Source organism: Rhodopseudomonas julia (assembly GCF_030813515.1).
GTDB lineage: Bacteria > Pseudomonadota > Alphaproteobacteria > Rhizobiales > Afifellaceae > Afifella > Afifella julia.
In genome coordinates, this window is record NZ_JAUSUK010000002.1 from 1,675,491 (window position 1) to 1,691,167 (window position 15,677).

15 protein-coding genes, 1 tRNA gene and 1 riboswitch are annotated in these 15,677 nt (G+C 62.8%); of the genes, 13 read left to right on the forward strand and 3 right to left on the reverse strand.

Going from position 1 to position 15,677, the window contains the following annotated elements; all coding sequences use genetic code 11:
* Positions 1-48: 48 nt before the first annotated feature.
* Positions 49-1,545 (reverse strand): CoA-acylating methylmalonate-semialdehyde dehydrogenase, encoded by a 1,497-nt coding sequence (locus tag J2R99_RS17100; protein ID WP_307155560.1) that lies wholly within the window; start codon positions 1,543-1,545, stop codon positions 49-51.
* Between the two features lie 168 nt (positions 1,546-1,713).
* On the opposite strand from J2R99_RS17100, the gene J2R99_RS17105 reads away from it, so the two are divergent.
* The 13 genes from J2R99_RS17105 to J2R99_RS17165 all read left to right on the forward strand — a co-directional run bounded on the left by J2R99_RS17105 (position 1,714) and on the right by J2R99_RS17165 (position 12,926).
* The gene (locus J2R99_RS17105) at positions 1,714-2,451 is read left to right on the forward strand and encodes a DUF6065 family protein (protein ID WP_307155561.1); all 738 of its coding nucleotides are present in this window, start codon (positions 1,714-1,716) and stop codon (positions 2,449-2,451) included.
* 151 nt (positions 2,452-2,602) lie between these two features.
* Positions 2,603-2,761, forward strand: a complete 159-nt coding sequence (locus J2R99_RS17110; RefSeq protein ID WP_128293767.1) for a DUF3309 family protein — start codon at positions 2,603-2,605, stop codon at positions 2,759-2,761.
* 125 nt (positions 2,762-2,886) lie between these two features.
* The gene (locus tag J2R99_RS17115; RefSeq protein WP_307155562.1) at positions 2,887-3,162 is read left to right on the forward strand and encodes a c-type cytochrome; all 276 of its coding nucleotides are present in this window, start codon (positions 2,887-2,889) and stop codon (positions 3,160-3,162) included.
* A gap of 127 nt (positions 3,163-3,289) precedes the next feature.
* Positions 3,290-3,889: a NapC/NirT family cytochrome c gene (locus J2R99_RS17120; RefSeq protein ID WP_307155563.1), complete on the forward strand. Its 600-nt coding sequence runs from the start codon at positions 3,290-3,292 to the stop codon at positions 3,887-3,889.
* 58 nt (positions 3,890-3,947) lie between these two features.
* Positions 3,948-4,427, forward strand: a complete 480-nt coding sequence (locus J2R99_RS17125) for a type II toxin-antitoxin system RatA family toxin (protein WP_307155564.1) — start codon at positions 3,948-3,950, stop codon at positions 4,425-4,427.
* 108 nt (positions 4,428-4,535) lie between these two features.
* Positions 4,536-4,612: transfer RNA gene (locus J2R99_RS17130), tRNA-Met, on the forward strand.
* Between the two features lie 250 nt (positions 4,613-4,862).
* Positions 4,863-4,964, forward strand: a riboswitch (TPP riboswitch).
* 53 nt (positions 4,965-5,017) lie between these two features.
* The gene (thiB, locus tag J2R99_RS17135; protein WP_370872432.1) at positions 5,018-6,037 is read left to right on the forward strand and encodes a thiamine ABC transporter substrate binding subunit; all 1,020 of its coding nucleotides are present in this window, start codon (positions 5,018-5,020) and stop codon (positions 6,035-6,037) included.
* Between the two features lie 16 nt (positions 6,038-6,053).
* Positions 6,054-7,685 carry a thiamine/thiamine pyrophosphate ABC transporter permease gene (gene thiP / locus J2R99_RS17140; RefSeq protein ID WP_307155565.1) on the forward strand — a complete coding sequence of 544 codons (1,632 nt, stop codon included), beginning with the start codon at positions 6,054-6,056 and terminating at the stop codon, positions 7,683-7,685.
* Positions 7,682-8,410, forward strand: a complete 729-nt coding sequence (gene thiQ, locus J2R99_RS17145; RefSeq protein WP_307155566.1) for a thiamine ABC transporter ATP-binding protein — start codon at positions 7,682-7,684, stop codon at positions 8,408-8,410. Before thiP ends, thiQ begins: the two co-directional genes overlap by 4 nt.
* A gap of 348 nt (positions 8,411-8,758) precedes the next feature.
* Positions 8,759-9,781: a GAF domain-containing protein gene (locus J2R99_RS17150; RefSeq protein ID WP_307155567.1), complete on the forward strand. Its 1,023-nt coding sequence runs from the start codon at positions 8,759-8,761 to the stop codon at positions 9,779-9,781.
* A 92-nt stretch (positions 9,782-9,873) separates the two neighbouring features.
* A complete protein-coding gene (adh, locus tag J2R99_RS17155) occupies positions 9,874-11,394 on the forward strand; it encodes an aldehyde dehydrogenase (RefSeq protein ID WP_307155568.1) in 1,521 nt (506 codons plus the stop codon).
* 78 nt (positions 11,395-11,472) lie between these two features.
* On the forward strand, positions 11,473-12,504 hold the full coding sequence (gene adhP / locus J2R99_RS17160; protein ID WP_307155569.1) for an alcohol dehydrogenase AdhP: 1,032 nt from the start codon (positions 11,473-11,475) through the stop codon (positions 12,502-12,504).
* A 74-nt stretch (positions 12,505-12,578) separates the two neighbouring features.
* Entirely contained in the window at positions 12,579-12,926 is a 348-nt protein-coding gene (locus tag J2R99_RS17165; RefSeq protein ID WP_307155570.1) for a DUF779 domain-containing protein, read from the forward strand.
* A gap of 54 nt (positions 12,927-12,980) precedes the next feature.
* On the opposite strand, the gene J2R99_RS17170 is transcribed toward J2R99_RS17165, so the two are convergent.
* The gene (locus J2R99_RS17170) at positions 12,981-14,273 is read right to left on the reverse strand and encodes an NAD(P)/FAD-dependent oxidoreductase (RefSeq protein WP_307155571.1); all 1,293 of its coding nucleotides are present in this window, start codon (positions 14,271-14,273) and stop codon (positions 12,981-12,983) included.
* 161 nt (positions 14,274-14,434) lie between these two features.
* Complete coding sequence (locus J2R99_RS17175) at positions 14,435-15,574, reverse strand: ornithine cyclodeaminase family protein (RefSeq protein ID WP_307155572.1); 1,140 nt, start codon at positions 15,572-15,574, stop codon at positions 14,435-14,437.
* Between the last annotated feature and the right edge of the window lie 103 nt (positions 15,575-15,677).

A 15,677-nucleotide genomic window follows, 5' to 3' on the forward strand; every position in this document is an offset into this window, starting at 1 on the left:
GAGAGCGCATCCGATCGGCGGGACAGCCGATCGGATGCGATCCGCCTTCTACCGCATGGTCGGCATGATGAATTCGGCACCATCCTTGATGCCGGAGGGCCAGCGCGAGGTCACCGTCTTCGTCTTCGTGTAAAAACGAATGGAATCGGGGCCGTGCTGATTGAGATCGCCATAGCCTGACCGCTTCCAGCCACCAAAGGTGTGATAGGCCAGCGGCACCGGGATCGGCACGTTGATGCCGACCATGCCGACTTCCACCTTCGAGGCGAAATCGCGGGCGGCATCGCCGTCGCGCGTAAAGATCGCGACGCCGTTGCCGTATTCGTGCTTCGTCGGCAGATCGAGCGCTTCCTGATAATCCTTGGCGCGGACGACGGAGAGAACAGGCCCGAAGATCTCCTCTTTGTAGATGCGCATGTCCGCCGTGACGCGGTCGAACAGGCAACCACCCATGTAGAAGCCATTCTCGTAGCCCTGCATGGTGAAGCCGCGGCCGTCGACGACGAGGTCGGCGCCCTCTTCGACACCGAGATCGACATAGCCGCGAACCTTCTTCACCGCCTCGGCGGTGACCAGCGGACCGAAATCGGCGTCCGGATCGGTCGAGAGGCCGATCTTCAGACTTTCCACCCGCGGAATGAGCTTTTCCATGAGCCTGTCCGCGGTCTCCTCGCCGACGGGGACGGCAACGGAAATCGCCATGCAGCGCTCGCCGGCAGAGCCGTAGCCTGCACCGATCAGGGCATCGACGGCACGATCCAAATCGGCGTCAGGCATGACGATCATGTGGTTCTTGGCGCCGCCGAAACACTGCACACGCTTTCCGGATGCGCAGCCCTTTCCATAGATGTACTCGGCAATCGCGGAGGAGCCGACGAAGCCGATCGCCTTGATGTCCGGATCCTCAAGAATTGAATCAACGGCCTCCTTGTCGCCGTTGACGACGTTGAGAATTCCAGCCGGCAGACCCGCCTCGATCATGAGCTCTGCAAGGCGCATCGGCACGCCCGGATCGCGCTCGGACGGTTTCAGGATGAAGGCATTGCCGCAAGCGATCGCCGGAGCGAACTTCCACATCGGGATCATGGCAGGAAAGTTGAACGGCGTAATGCCGGCGACGACGCCGAGAGGCTGGCGCATGGAATACATGTCGATGCCCGGCCCGGCGTTCTCGGAAAACTCGCCCTTCATCAAATGGGGAATGCCGCAGGCGAACTCCGCCACTTCGAGGCCGCGCTGAATGTCGCCTCGCGCATCCGGAACGGTCTTGCCATGCTCACGCGCCAGAAGCTCGGCGAGACTGTCGTATTCCTGATGTACGAGTTCGAGAAACTTCATCAAAACGCGAGCGCGCTTCTGCGGGTTCTGCGCCGCCCAACCAGGCTGCGCCGCCTTGGCGTTCTCCACCGCCTCACGCATTTCCGCGCGCGAGGCGAGCGCCACTTTCGCCTGCACCTCGCCGGTCATCGGCAAGAAAACGTCGGCCGTGCGCCCACTCTTGCCCGCCACGTTGCGACCGCCGATGAAATGTCCGATTTCGCGCATTCAGTTCTCCTTGTCGCGCTCCTTCAATCCTGCTGCAGACATCCCGGAGCCTTCAGCGAGTGATCGCCGCAGAGGAGGAGAAAAACAACCCCGGGCAGCGCACTCTTGCCGTGTGGCGATGACAATCCACCTGTTGTGGACCTATGGTCGGTCCATATGCGGGGTTCGATGAGCACGAACTATCTCGATTTTTACATGATCGACGGCAGCGATATCGTGATCCGCCCGGCCGCGCGTGAGCGCCGATGGATGGATCAGACGAGCCATCGCTTCGCCTATCGCTGCCTGCCTCTCGCCATCGCCAACTCGCATTGCTGGGAAATTCTGAACCCTGCGAAATTCACAGCCAGCTGGGATGGCACCGATGCGCTGGAGGCTATCGATATCAGCTACCGAGAGGCGCACCGGCACCCCGCGATGAGCCATTTCGGCCACGGCATTCTCACATTTACGGTCCCGGCCTTGATCCGCACCCCACCGGGATATGATCTTTGGGTCATGGGGCCGCCCAACCTCATCAAGGCCGATATCCAGGCGCTCAACGGTGTGGTGGAGACAGACTGGGCGACCGCCACCTTCACCATGAACTGGCGCTTCACCCGCCCCGGGGCCAGCGTCACCTTCGAGAAGGACGAGCCGTTCTGCGCTTTCTTTCCGGTCCGCCGGGGAGAAATCGAGACTTTTGAGGCCCGCCGCCGGGCGCTCGGTGACGATCCGGAGCTTGCCGCCGCCTATCACGAATGGGCGGAAGGACGGCGAAGCTTCAACGAAGAGCTCGCCTCGCCGGATTCTGAGGCCGCGCGCAAGAAGTGGCAGCGCGACTACTTGAAGGGGCCGCAAGAGGCGCTGTCGCCGCCGCATCGTACCAAGGTCGTCTTGCGCAAAACGAAGAAAACGGACGACTGAGCCGATCAGGATCTTCGCCTGCGCGAAGCCCATCCGAGACCTTCATGGAATTTGCACGTCGAACGAGCCGGGAACCGCAACGATCCCGACGGCGTTTCTTGCTGCAAAAGAGCCGGCCCAACGGGGGCGCCGGACAAAACGAAGGTTCTCCATGTCGGTCGGAACAATTCTTCTTATCATCTTGATCTTGATCCTGCTCGGTGCAGTGCCGGCCTGGCCCTATAGTCGCGGCTGGGGCTACGGACCATCCGGGATCGTCGGCCTCATCCTGGTCATCCTCATCATCATGCTTTTGCTGGGATATGTCTGAGGCGGCGTAGATCGGTCGCACCACCGCCTCGCTTGATGGACGGGGCGCGGTCTTCCATATCAACAACGACAGGGCGGCGGTCTTTCACGGCCGCCGTCTTTTTGATTTGGAGTGCGTTGGAGACGATGATGAAAAGAGCGATGTTGTTTGCCCTGGCTGCCGTGGCTTTCGGGGCGGCCGCAGGTACCGCACAAAGCCAGGATTTTGACGCCGCCTCCGTCTTCACGAGCAAATGCGCCGCCTGCCACGGCACGCTGGCTCCGAACAAAGCGGCCATGGCGGAGCTGGACCTTGAGCAGTTTCAGCAAAAGATCGCCACCCATCCCAATCTCGGCGGGGTTGTAGAGGGGCTGACCGAGCCTCAGATCGAGGCCCTGCACACCTACGTCCAGGAGAAATAGAAGCCGGTGCGCCCCAGGCGACCGCGCGCCGCACTTCTTACTCCCCTCGCTGCCGCCTAAGTCTCTCTTGTCCGACAAAGAAGGCGCGTCCGCCCGGACGCGCCGATCGGGCAACGGGGGATTTTTCATGAAATGGGCAGCACTCGGCCTCGTGGCGGTTGGCGGCGTTATCGGCCTGGCCGTTGCAGGCGCGACCACCACCGTGGTCGAGAAGACCGGCACCAACGAATTTTGTCTTGCCTGTCACGAAATGTCGTGGCCGCAGGAGACCTACACCCAACAAGCGCACTACAAGAACGCCTCCGGCGTCCGTGCGCCTTGCATCACCTGTCATGTCGATAGCCACCCATGGACCGATTACCTTTGGGGCAAGGCGACGGCAGGCGCGAAGGACGTGTGGGGCCACTTCACCGGCGAACTGTCGACACGCGAGGAATACGACGCCAAGCGCGAAGAGATGTCGGAACAGGTCTGGGCCTATCTGGAGCGCACTGATTCGGAGACTTGCCGCACCTGTCATGACGAAGCGGCCATGGCGCTTGAGAAACAGAGCCAGGCGGCACAATTCGCCCACCAGCAGGCGCAGGGCGCCAACCTCACCTGCATCGCCTGTCACAAAGGGATCGGTCACGGCCCGGTCGGCGATCAGGCGGCCTCACACGGACACGCCAACGAGATGGCAGATCTTGCAGGAGAACTCGCGGACGTGCTTGGCTCCCAAAAGTGATGGCACGTGGCCGGCGGCGTTTCTGATGGCGGCCGGCCACGCAGCTTTTTGAGGCCCAATGTCCCGACACCTTGAGACGACGCGTTTCGTTGCGCTGCCCCAGGAAGAGGTCTTCGACCTCGTCTCCGACGTTGAGAGCTATCCCGAATTCCTTCCCGGCTTTCTGGAGGCGCGGATCCTCGAGCGCGACGGCGATGCACTCCTCGTCATGCAGCGCGTCGGACTGCCGGGCCTGACGATTGCGTTTCGTAGCCGTGCCGAACTGACGCGGCCGGACCGTCTTCTTATCACCTCACACGACAAACCGTTTCGTTCGCTGCGCCATGAATGGCACTTCGAGGCGATCGAAAAGGCGCGCACCAAGGTGACGATGCGTGTCGACTTCGCCCTCGTTGGTGCGGGATTTGGCGGCTTCAAGGAAGCCGTGGTGCGCCAGCTCTATGCTCGCTCTGTGGAAGCGTTCGAGGCACGCGCCCGCGAGCGGGCACTCGCGCAAGCCCGCAAAATCCAAACCGGCGGCTCCAGCGGTGGCACATAAGGTGTGCGCGGCCGAGAGATAACGGCGCACCGCGGCTTGACGGTGAAAAAACCCCACCGTATATCGCACGCGGTCCGTTAGCCTTGCATCGCGAGGCGGCCTGCGGGCGGCGGAGTAGCTCAGTCGGTTAGAGCAGCGGAATCATAATCCGCGTGTCGGGGGTTCGAGTCCCTCCTCCGCTACCAGCCTTTTTATCACGAAAAATCAAACGGTTATGCGTCTCTCTTAATGTGGCGACTGGGATACATCTCCCGGTCATGTACGGGAAGATGTAACCCATGGCGCGCACCTCCTGCTTGCTACGCCGCGGCGGTCGGTCGCCGCACCGAGGGCCTGGACGATTCCGTCTGCGTTGTCCGTCGAGGTCATTGTGAAAATAGCCGGCAGGCGGCCGCAGCGATGCTTGCCGGGCCGGCGCATATCCACTAGGTCTGAAGTTGCTCACACGGGGTGCCCATACGGGCTGAGAGGCTTATCCGCCAACCCGCTGAACCTGATCCGGCTCGCACCGGCGGAGGGATGGAGAGCTTTCGTTGCCGCGAATGCGCCCCTTCCCGCTTTCAAACGACAAGGAGGCGCCCTTGGGCTCGCTGCAATCCCCTTCCATCTTCGTCATCTCAGCCGCCGCCGCGATTGTCTTCGGCACATCCGCCCCCGCCGCGGCGCAGGAGGATAAGCCCTCTCTGACGGTCTACACTTATGAAAGCTTCGTCGCCGATTATGGGCCGGGCCCGCAGATCAAGGCCGGTTTTGAGAAGACCTGCGGCTGCACAGTGAGATGGGTCGGGCTGGAGGATGGCGTTGCGATCCTCAACCGTTTGAAGCTCGAAGGTGCCTCGACGTCGGCGGAAGTGGTGGTTGGGCTCGACACCAACCTGATCGCTGAGGCCAAGGCGAGCGGGCTCTTCGTATCGCATGGCACCGACACATCTGCGGTCGACGTGCCCGGCGGCTTTTCCGATCCGGTTTTCGTGCCCTACGATTATGGCTGGTTCGCCGTTGTCTACGACAGCCAAGCGATCGACGTGCCTCCGCAAAGCCTGGAGGCGCTGGTCAGCGGCGATCCGGAGGAGAAGATCGCCATCGAAGACCCCCGCAGCTCGACGCCGGGTCTCGGGCTGCTTCTGTGGATGAAGAATGTCTATGGCGACCGCGCCGAGACGAAATGGCGGGAGTTCTCCGAGCGTATCCTGACAGTGACGCCCGGCTGGAGCGAAGCCTATGGGCTTTTGACGAGTGGCGAAGTTCCGATGGTGCTGAGCTATACCACCTCACCCGCCTATCACCTGATCGAGGAGAAGAGCGACCGCTACCGCGCTGCAGCCTTCGATGAGGGCCATTACATCCAGATCGAGGTCGCTGCCCGCATCGCGAACTCCGACCATCCAGATCTCGCCCGCGACTTCCTCGCTTATCTGATCTCGCCCGCGGCGCAGGACGTGCTGCCGACCACAAACTGGATGCTGCCGGCCGCAGCGACGGCCTCGCCGCTGCCCGACGCCTTCGAACAACTTGTGATCCCGGACAAGACCCTGTCTTTCGATCCGCAAACGGTGGCCGACAGCCGCCGTGGCTGGACGCAGGAATGGCTGCAGGCGCTCGGCAACTGAGGTTTTCCCCCGCGAGATGACAGGTTCGACCGATCGACGTTGGCGTGTCGCGGCGGGGCTCGCCGCAATTGCCGCGCTTGCCGTGTTCTTGGGCGGCGCGTGCCTCGCGCTGCTCGCCCAAGCCGATGCGACGCCGGACCTATCTGCCTTGGCATCGGACCGCTATTTGCGGGGGGTGGTGCTGTTCACGCTGGAACAGGCCACGCTTTCCACCCTACTTGCCGTGACCGGTGCCCTGCCGCTTGCTGTCGCCCTGCACAGGGCGCAGTTTCCCGGCCGCGGCCTCGTCTTGCGGTTGTTCCTGCTGCCGCAGGCTTTACCGGTGCTGGTGGGTGCCCTGGCGATCATCGCGGTGTGGGGCCGCAACGGCGTCGTCTCGGATCTGGGCGCTGCGCTCGGCTTCGAGCGCCTCAATGTCTATGGGCTCTCCGGCATTCTGATCGCCCACACCTTCTTCAACATGCCTCTCGCCGCTCGCCTCATGGTCGCCGCGCTCGACGGCGTCCCGACGGAAAGCTGGAAGCTCGCCGGGCAGCTTTCTCTCACGCCCCTCACCACCTTCCGCGTCCTCGAATGGCCGGCAATCCGTACCGCGCTGCCCGGCGCGTCGAGCCTCATCTTCATGCTCTGCGTCACCAGTTTCACGCTGGTCCTGACATTGGGCGGCGGACCGGGCGCCACTACCCTGGAAGTCGCGATCTATCAGGCGCTGCGCTACGATTTTAATCCAGGCCTCGCGGTTTTCCTGGCGCTGACACAAATCGGGCTGACCGCCCTGGCGCTCGCCGCCACACTGCGGCTTGGCCAGACAACGCCCGGCGGCTTTACCCTCGGGCGGCGGGCACGGCGCTACGACCCTCCCCTGGGCTTCGTTCGGGCGCTCGACTTCGCGGCTCTGACCGTGGGGATCGCCTTCGTCCTCTCGCCGTTCATCGCCACGATCGTTGCCGGTCTGCGTTCCGATCTGGTCGCATTGCTGGCCGATCCAAACGTCCAGCGGGCCGCGATGACCAGCGGCGTCGTGGCGATCGCGGCGGCGACACTCGCCATCTTGCTCGCAGCACCTCTCCTCCTGGCACGACAGGCATTGGAAAGATCGCCGTCTTCGAGGCGACCGCGAGAGAGGGGGCGCATCGCCTGGCGGGGGCTCTTCGAGCTGTCCGGCAGCCTCGTGCTCGTGGTGCCGCCGATCGTCATCGGCGCCGGCTGGTTTCTTCTGCTGCGACGGGTGACCGACGTTTTCGCGGCGGCGCCCTTCGTCGTTGTCGCCACCAATGCCGTGATGGCGATGCCGTTCATCGTGCGTATTCTCGCGCCGGCGCTTGCCGTTTCGGCACAGCGACACGATCGCCTTGCCGAGAGCCTCGGCCTCTTCGGGCTGGCCCGGCTGCGCCATGTCGAATGGCCTGCGCTGAAAGCTCCCTTGGCTCTCTCCTTTGCCTTTGCGCTCGCCCTGTCCCTCGGGGATCTCGGCGCGATGGCGCTTTTTGGCAGTCAAGATTTCATCACCCTGCCATATCTGCTCCTGCAGCGCATGGGCAGCTATCGCACCGCCGACGCAGCCGGACTGGCACTGCTGCTCGGTGTCTTGTGCCTCGGCCTGATGGCGCTCGCCGAGCGCGGATTTCGCCGGGAAGAAGGCTTATGACCACCCAGCCCGCCCTCGTCCTGGATGGCATTGAATACACCTATGAGAGCGCGCCAATGCGTTTCGACCTCACGGTGGCGCCCGGCGAATGGCTGGCGATCATCGGCCCGAGCGGTGCCGGCAAATCGACCCTCCTCGACATCATCGCCGGCTTTCTGCCGCCCGAGCGCGGCCGGGTGACAATCTCCGGCGCCGACATGACGGGCGTGCCACCCTCGCAACGCCCGCTCAGCTTTGTCTTTCAGGAGAACAATCTCTTTGCCCAGCTGAGCGCCATGCAGAATGTGGGGCTCGGGATTTCCCCGAGGTTGCGACTGAGCGCGGCCGAGCGGAAGCGCGCGGCAGAAGCACTGCAGGCTGTCGGACTGGCTGGCTTCGAAGACCGAAGGCCGGGAGAGATGTCCGGCGGCGAACGTCAGCGGGTCGCGCTGGCGCGCGCCTTTGTCCGCCAGCGCCCGCTGCTCCTGCTGGACGAGCCGTTTGCCGCGCTCGGCCCTGCCCTGCGCCGCGAAATGCTGGCATTGTTGCGCGATCTGCGGCGTCGGGCGGGAACAATGACGGTGCTGATGGTGACACATCATCCGGAGGATGCCCGAGGCTTCGCCGACAACGTCGCCTTCCTCGACAAGGGGCGATTCGTCACCGTTGGACCGACCGAGGAAACCCTCTCAGCCTCGGGCATCGCCGCCGTAGAGAGCTATCTCGGAACGCATACCCCCTCGTAACGGGGCATGCAGCAAAGCGGCGAAAGGTCAGGCAGAAGCGCCTCGGGGCCGCAGAAGAGACGGCCCAAGAGAGGAGACAAGCCGGCACTTTGTCTTCGAATAGAAGCGAACGCGCCTATACGCATTTTGCCCTCTCTTGCGTTTGCCACCACATTCATCGAATACTTTCGTCTGGCAAAATACGGGACACCATAACAATCATCGCAGGTGCAGCCAGGCGATTGCACTAATCGTGTCTCAAAATACGCAAGGAGAACGCAAGAACCTAGAATCGGACGATGTGCCTAGACAAGCCGAATACAAAAAACGGTCCATGCACATCGAAACCCCAATGGGAGGAAACTTGGGATGTCCGAGACTTGTCCCCACGTCGATGTGGTTCACTCTGCGATCGCGGCCGGGGCTGCCGCGCAATCGCCGATGGTCGCGTCCTGGAGCCGCTCGGCGCGTCTCTACGGGCTCGATCCGGCCAACAGGCACCCGCCGCATCGGCTGACGGCGAGCGAATTCGCCATGGTGCGCGAGCGAATGGAGCCATGGATTCGCGCGGCAAAAGCCAGTCTTGATCAACTCTTCAGCGCCGTCGGCGCGGCGGGCTGCTGCGTGCTCCTTGCCGATAGCGACGGCGTACCGGTCGAGCGCCGCGGCGAGGCTGGCGACGATGCGACCTTCGACGATTGGGGATTGTGGCCAGGCGCGCTGTGGAGCGAGGCAACGGAAGGCACCAACGGCATCGGCACCTGCGTCATCGAGCGCCGCCCCGTCACCGTGCACCGGGACCAACACTTCTTTGCGCGCAACGGGGCGCTCGGCTGCATGGCAGCACCGATCCATGACCACAACGGCCAGCTCGCCGGCGTTCTCGACGTCTCCTCCTGCCGCACAGATCTCACCGAGACCTTCGCCGGGCTTATCGCTCTCAGCGTCCGCGAAGCGGCACGGCGGATCGAAGCCGAAGCCTTCCGCCGAACGTTTGCGCATGTGCGGATCCTCGCCGTATCGGGGTTGGAGCATAACCCCGCGGCGCTCGTCGCCGTGAATGCCGACGATCTCGCAGTCGGCGCATCCCATAGCGCGCGCGTCGCATTGGGGATCAAAGGCAACCTCTCCAAAGCGCCGGTGCCGGCTTCCGATCTCCTGAGTATCCCGGGTGCGGAAAGCCTGGAGGATGCGGAGCGTGCCGTCCTTGCCCGCGCACTCGCCCGCACCGGCGGCAACGTCTCGGCAGCGGCGCGCATTCTCGGCATTTCGCGCGCGACCTTCCATCGCAAACTCGGCGCAAAGCGCCCGGAGGAGGTGACACAAGATCCCGCGGCTCCCTGTCGCATTCCTGCGACAGATGCCTCATCCCTCCCGCGTGACGGGGGCTGACAAGCCCCAGGGGGCCATCGATCCTGCTGTCCAGGGCGCCCGAGAGGAACCGCTTTCCTCTCGCCAAGAGCGCCCGGTTAGGGAGAACAGCAATGGATCAATTGGAACGGCCGTTCGGCGAAACGCGACTGCCTTTCGCCACGCGCTACGACAATTACATCGGCGGCAAATGGGTGGCGCCGAAGTCGGGTCGGTATTTCGACAACGTCACGCCGATCACCGGCCAATCGCTGTGCGAGGTCGCACGCTCGGATGCGGCCGATATCGAGGCAGCACTCGATGCCGCCCACGCGGCCAAAGATGCCTGGGGCAAGACCAATGTCGCCCAGCGAGCCTTCATCCTCAATCGCATCGCCGACCGGATGGAGGAGAATCTCGATCTCCTCGCCACCGCCGAGACCTGGGACAACGGCAAGCCGATCCGGGAGACGAAGGCCGCGGACCTGCCACTCGCGATCGATCACTTCCGCTATTTCGCCGGCTGCGTGCGGGCGCAGGAAGGCACGCTGTCCGAAATCGATCACGAGACCATCGCCTACCATTTCCACGAGCCGTTGGGCGTCGTCGGCCAGATCATCCCGTGGAACTTTCCGATTCTCATGGCCGTGTGGAAGCTCGCTCCGGCGCTCGCCGCAGGCAATTGCGTGGTGCTGAAGCCGGCCGAGCAGACGCCCGCCTCGATCATGGTGTTGATGGACGTCATCGGCGACCTGCTGCCTGAGGGCGTGCTGAACGTGGTCAACGGCTTCGGGCTTGAAGCCGGCAAGCCCCTCGCCTCCTCCAATCGCATTGCGAAGATCGCCTTCACCGGCGAGACGACGACCGGCCGGCTGATTATGCAATATGCCAGCCAGAACCTCATCCCGGTGACGCTGGAGCTTGGCGGAAAATCTCCGAACATCTTCTTCGACGACGTATGCGCGGAAGACGACGATTTCTTCGACAAGGCCATCGAAGGGTTCGTGATGTTCGCGCTCAATCAGGGCGAAGTCTGCACCTGCCCGTCGCGGGCACTTATCCAGCACTCCATCTACGACCGCTTCATGGAGCGGGCATTGGAGCGCGTGAAAGCCATCAAGCAGGGCAATCCGCTCGACCCGGAGACGATGATCGGAGCGCAGGCGTCGAGCGAACAGCTCGAAAAGATCCTCTCCTATATCGACATCGGCAAACAGGAAGGCGCCGAAATCCTCACGGGTGGTGAGCGCAACCATCTCGGCGGCGAGCTGGAAGGCGGCTATTTCGTCCAGCCGACCGTGTTCCACGGCAACAACAAGATGCGCATTTTCCAGGAGGAGATCTTCGGTCCTGTCGTGTCCGTGACGACCTTCAAGGACGAGGAAGAAGCGCTGCATATCGCCAACGATACGCTCTACGGCCTGGGATCCGGCGTGTGGAGCCGCGATATGAACCGCTGCTACCACTTCGGCCGCAACATCCAGGCCGGGCGCGTCTGGACCAATTGCTACCACGCCTATCCGGCCCATGCGGCTTTCGGCGGCTACAAGCAATCGGGGATCGGCCGCGAGACCCATTCGATGATGCTCGACCACTACCAGCAGACGAAGAATCTGCTCGTCAGCTACAATCCCAAGAAGCTCGGCTTTTTCTAAACGAGCCACCAACGAGGGCCCGGCGGCTTGGGGGCCGCCGGGCTTCTTTTTCAAGACAAAATCCAAGGGAGGAAGACAATGGCGAAGACCATGAAGGCCGCAGTTGTGCGCGAATTCGGCAAACCGCTGAGCGTGGATGAGGTGCCGGTTCCCGAACCGGGGCCAGGACAGATCCAGGTTGCGATCCAGGCATCAGGCGTCTGCCACACCGATCTTCACGCGGCCGAGGGGGACTGGCCCATCAAACCAAATCCGCCTTTCATTCCGGGCCATGAAGGCGTCGGTTACGTCTCGGGTGTCGGGGCGGGCGTCACACGCGTCAAAGAAGGCGACCGGGTCGGCATCCCGTGGCTCTACACGGCCTGCGGGCATTGCGAGCATTGCGTAGGCGGCTGGGAGACTTTGTGTGAATCGCAGCAGAATACCGGTTACTCGGTAAATGGCGGTTTTGCCGAATACGTGGTGGCCGATCCCAATTATGTCGGACACCTTCCGGACAATATCGGGTTCACCGAAATAGCTCCGATCCTGTGTGCCGGCGTGACGGTCTATAAGGGCCTGAAGATGACCGATGCCCGGCCGGGCAATTGGGTCGTCATCTCGGGCATCGGGGGCCTCGGCCACCTTGCCGTCCAATACGCCAAGGCGATGGGCTTCAACGTCGCCGCCGTCGATATCGACGATCACAAGCTCGATCTCGCACGGAATCTTGGCGCCACTCTGACAGCCAATGCAGCCAAGGAGGACGCTGCAGCGAAGATCAAGAAGGAGACGGACGGGGGCGCGCACGGCGTTCTCGTCACGGCCGTCAATCTGAAAGCTTTCGAGCAGGCCGAGAACATGGTCCGCCGCGGCGGCACGATCGCAATGAACGGTCTGCCGCCGGGCTCTTTCCCAATCTCGGTCTTCGACATGGTCCTGGCGGGCATCACCGTTCGCGGCTCGATTGTCGGAACCCGCCTCGACCTTCAAGAGGCGCTCGATTTTGCCGGGCACGGCAAGGTCAAGTCGATCGTCAACCCGGTGAAACTCGAAGACGTCAACAGCGTCTTCGAGAAGATGCACAAGGGCCAGATCGACGGCCGAGCGGTCATCGAGATCGCCGCCTGAGACATCTGCTGGGTGGGGCGGCAAAGCTGCCCCACCTTCCCGCTCTGCCCTTTGAAGTTCGCAAGGTGAAAGCCATGGGCTCAGTCTCCGCAACGCCAGCCGCACGCGAGCTGCTGCGGGAGATCGTTGCCGATCACGGCCCGGTCCTGTTTCATCAATCGGGCGGTTGTTGCGATGGCTCCTCGCCGATGTGCTACCCGGCGAACGGGTTTCTGATTGGCGACGCCGACGTGAAGCTCGGCGAGATCGACGGTATGCCCTTCTATATCGGCGGGGCGCAATACGAGCGCTGGAAGCACACAGATCTCGTCCTGGACGTGGTTGCGGGGCGTGGCGGCATGTTCTCCCTGGACAATGGCCGCGAGCGCCGCTTCCTCATCCGTTCGACGCTCTGCGAGGCGCCAGACACTGCGGACCGGTAAGCCTCCGTCCCTCTCACTTTCAAATTCTTCTCTCAGGTGTTTAGGCCCGCGGCATCAGAAGCGCTCGAAGCGATAAGGCGCAGGATCCACGATCGGCGTTTCTCCGGTCACCAGCTCGGCCGCGAGCTGACCTGCGGCAGGCGACGTGCCGAAACCGTGGCCCGAGAAGCCGGTCGCCAATGTCAGCCCCGGAATGCGGGCGACGGGGCCAATCACGGGATGAGTGTCCGGCGTGATATCCATCGTTCCGGCCCACGCAGATTTTATCTCGACACCTTTGAAAAGCGGCCAGGCCGAGCTGAGATTGGAGACAGCCTCTCGATTGAAATTGGAGATCGTCGGTGGGTCCATCACACGACGCTTTTCGAAGGGGCTTTCGTCTGCAGGCCCCCAACGGCGCCGCAGTTTCAGATCATCGATCGTTTCGCGTCCGACCTTCATCCGCACGATGCCGCGGTTTCCACGCAGCTGAGAAAGATACCGCATGCCGATCAGCACATGATCGAGCGTCAAAGGCGCCATCAGCGCGGCACGCTGGGTCATGATGAAGCTGCCATCATAATGCTGGCAGAAGGAGAAATCCGGTCCGGCAACGCCGATCTTGCACGGCCCCTGCATTGGCGGGGAGCGAAAGGCCGAACAGACGAGCGACAAGGTCGGCAAGCTGATACCGAGATTGCCGAGGAAGCGGCGCGACCACAGCCCCCCAGCGAGAAGCACCTGGTCGCAGCGGATCTCTCCGCGCTCGGTCACCACACCGGCGACCCTGCCAGCCTCCAAAGACAAGGTGCGCACGGCGCAATTTTCCACGACGACCGCACCTTTGGAAATCGCAGCTTTCGCGATCGCACTCGCGGCCAAGGTCGGGTCGGCGTGACCATCCGACGGCGTATAAAGGCCACCGGCCCATTTGCCCGCACCACCCGGCACCAATTCGTCGATCTCTGAAGGCGTGACAAGGCGCGAATCGAGAGACAGATGGCTCACCGATTTCAGCCAGTCCTCATGCCCGGCCACATCCGCTTCGGTGCGGTCGAGATACATGATGCCGGTGCGCCCATAACCCACATTCGCCCCGACCCGCGTCGCCATCTCGGCCCACAAACGGTCGGCCGCCATAGCCAGCGGTACATCCGGCGCAGCTCGGATCGTCTTGCGGACCCAGCCGAGATTTCGCGACGATTGCTCGCCCGCGAGCCGTCCCTTCTCCAAAACGAGGACGGGGATATTCTTTTCGGCCAGCGTCAGGGCGGCCGTCAGTCCGACGATACCGCCACCGATAATGACGACGCTGGTGCGAGGCGGAAAATCCTGCGCCGTCTCAACGGGCATGATCGTGGGGGCCATGAGGATATCCTTCTGACAGGCCTTGCCCGAGGCAGAGCCTCGTTCAGCGGCCAAACGCAATGAGCTCGTTTTCGCTGTCGGATCGAGGGACGCCGCAAGCCGGCGTCCTTCGATCTTGCGGAGAGCATCTTTCGATAGCGGGCACGTGTGGTGGAGGCGCCTCAGCGCAGCGCCGGCTCGTCCCATAGGTTGAGCTTCTGACCGATGCCCTTCTCCACGGCATTGCGATAGATCACGGTGCCCCAGGCCACATCCTCGACCGGCATGCCTCCGACCGACATCAAGATGATCTCTTCATCGTTGATCCGGCCTGGCGCATCGCCCGCGACGATCGCCCCGAGATCCTCAAGTTCCTCGCGCTTCATGCTGCCCTCGGCGAGCATATCCATGAACTTCACCCCGATGACCGGGATGGTGCGATGCGCGGGCTTCGGAACCTCCTCGTACCAAGCCTCGTAGAGACCGGTATTGTCCAGAACCTTGCGCACATCGGGTGCTTTCATCGCTTCGTCGATTTCGCAAAGGGCCGGCATCGCCAGGAACGCGCCCGGCTTCACCCATTCGCGCTTGACGATCGGATAGGTCTCCGGATCGCCGACTTCGCCGGAGGCGCAATAGGTGACGATATCGCAATCACGAACGACCGCCTCGAGGTCGTTCACGATCTCGATCTTGGTGATCTGCGGGTAATGCTCTTTCACCCAGGCGATGAAGACATCGAGGCTTTTCTGCCCGCGCGCCTTGACCCGGACGGTGTCGATCTGCGGACAAGCCGCGATGAAGGCCGCAAGCGCGGTGCGTGCCATCACACCAGGCCCGAGGATGCCGACGATTTTTGAATCCTTGCGCGCAAGGTGACGCGCACCGACACCCGGCACCGCCCCGGTGCGGTAAGCAGAAAGCAGATTGGCCGACATATAGGCGAGCGGTGCGCCCGTATCAGCATCGTTGAGCGTGAACATCAGGATCGAGCGGGGCAGATCCTTGTCGCGGTTTGCGATGTTGGAGCCATACCATTTGACGCCCGCGGTGCAGAAATTGCCGCCGAGATAGGCCGGCATCGCCATGAAGCGACGATCCGCCGTGGGCTTCGGCATATTCGGAAAGGGCGAGTTCTCCGGGAACACGATCATGGCGCCGTGGCTGTCGCTATTGGGGCCGGCCATTCGGTAGTCGCCGTGATGCAGCAGGGCAAACATCTCTTCCATGCAGTCGACGCAGGCGGGCATGTCGGTCACGCCGGCACGGATCATGTCTGGTTCAGAGAGATAGAGAAAATCGATTTTCGGCAGACCTGTCATGGGTTTGGTCCTTGTGTTCGGCCTCGTATCGCGCAGGCGTCTGCGCACCGCGCGACTTGAGACGGTGGATCGAAGGAAGGGTGAAGGAGGTGAAGGCCGGCAG

Coding starts and splice junctions, on each gene's coding strand:
- J2R99_RS17100 (WP_307155560.1), bottom strand. CDS start 1,545: ATGCGCGAAATCGGACATTTCATCGGCGGTCGCAACGTGGCGGGCAAG.
- J2R99_RS17105 (WP_307155561.1), top strand. CDS start 1,714: ATGAGCACGAACTATCTCGATTTTTACATGATCGACGGCAGCGATATC.
- J2R99_RS17110 (WP_128293767.1), top strand. CDS start 2,603: ATGTCGGTCGGAACAATTCTTCTTATCATCTTGATCTTGATCCTGCTC.
- J2R99_RS17115 (WP_307155562.1), top strand. CDS start 2,887: ATGATGAAAAGAGCGATGTTGTTTGCCCTGGCTGCCGTGGCTTTCGGG.
- J2R99_RS17120 (WP_307155563.1), top strand. CDS start 3,290: ATGAAATGGGCAGCACTCGGCCTCGTGGCGGTTGGCGGCGTTATCGGC.
- J2R99_RS17125 (WP_307155564.1), top strand. CDS start 3,948: ATGTCCCGACACCTTGAGACGACGCGTTTCGTTGCGCTGCCCCAGGAA.
- thiP (WP_307155565.1), top strand. CDS start 6,054: ATGACAGGTTCGACCGATCGACGTTGGCGTGTCGCGGCGGGGCTCGCC.
- thiQ (WP_307155566.1), top strand. CDS start 7,682: ATGACCACCCAGCCCGCCCTCGTCCTGGATGGCATTGAATACACCTAT.
- J2R99_RS17150 (WP_307155567.1), top strand. CDS start 8,759: ATGTCCGAGACTTGTCCCCACGTCGATGTGGTTCACTCTGCGATCGCG.
- adh (WP_307155568.1), top strand. CDS start 9,874: ATGGATCAATTGGAACGGCCGTTCGGCGAAACGCGACTGCCTTTCGCC.
- adhP (WP_307155569.1), top strand. CDS start 11,473: ATGGCGAAGACCATGAAGGCCGCAGTTGTGCGCGAATTCGGCAAACCG.
- J2R99_RS17165 (WP_307155570.1), top strand. CDS start 12,579: ATGGGCTCAGTCTCCGCAACGCCAGCCGCACGCGAGCTGCTGCGGGAG.
- J2R99_RS17170 (WP_307155571.1), bottom strand. CDS start 14,273: ATGGCCCCCACGATCATGCCCGTTGAGACGGCGCAGGATTTTCCGCCT.
- J2R99_RS17175 (WP_307155572.1), bottom strand. CDS start 15,574: ATGACAGGTCTGCCGAAAATCGATTTTCTCTATCTCTCTGAACCAGAC.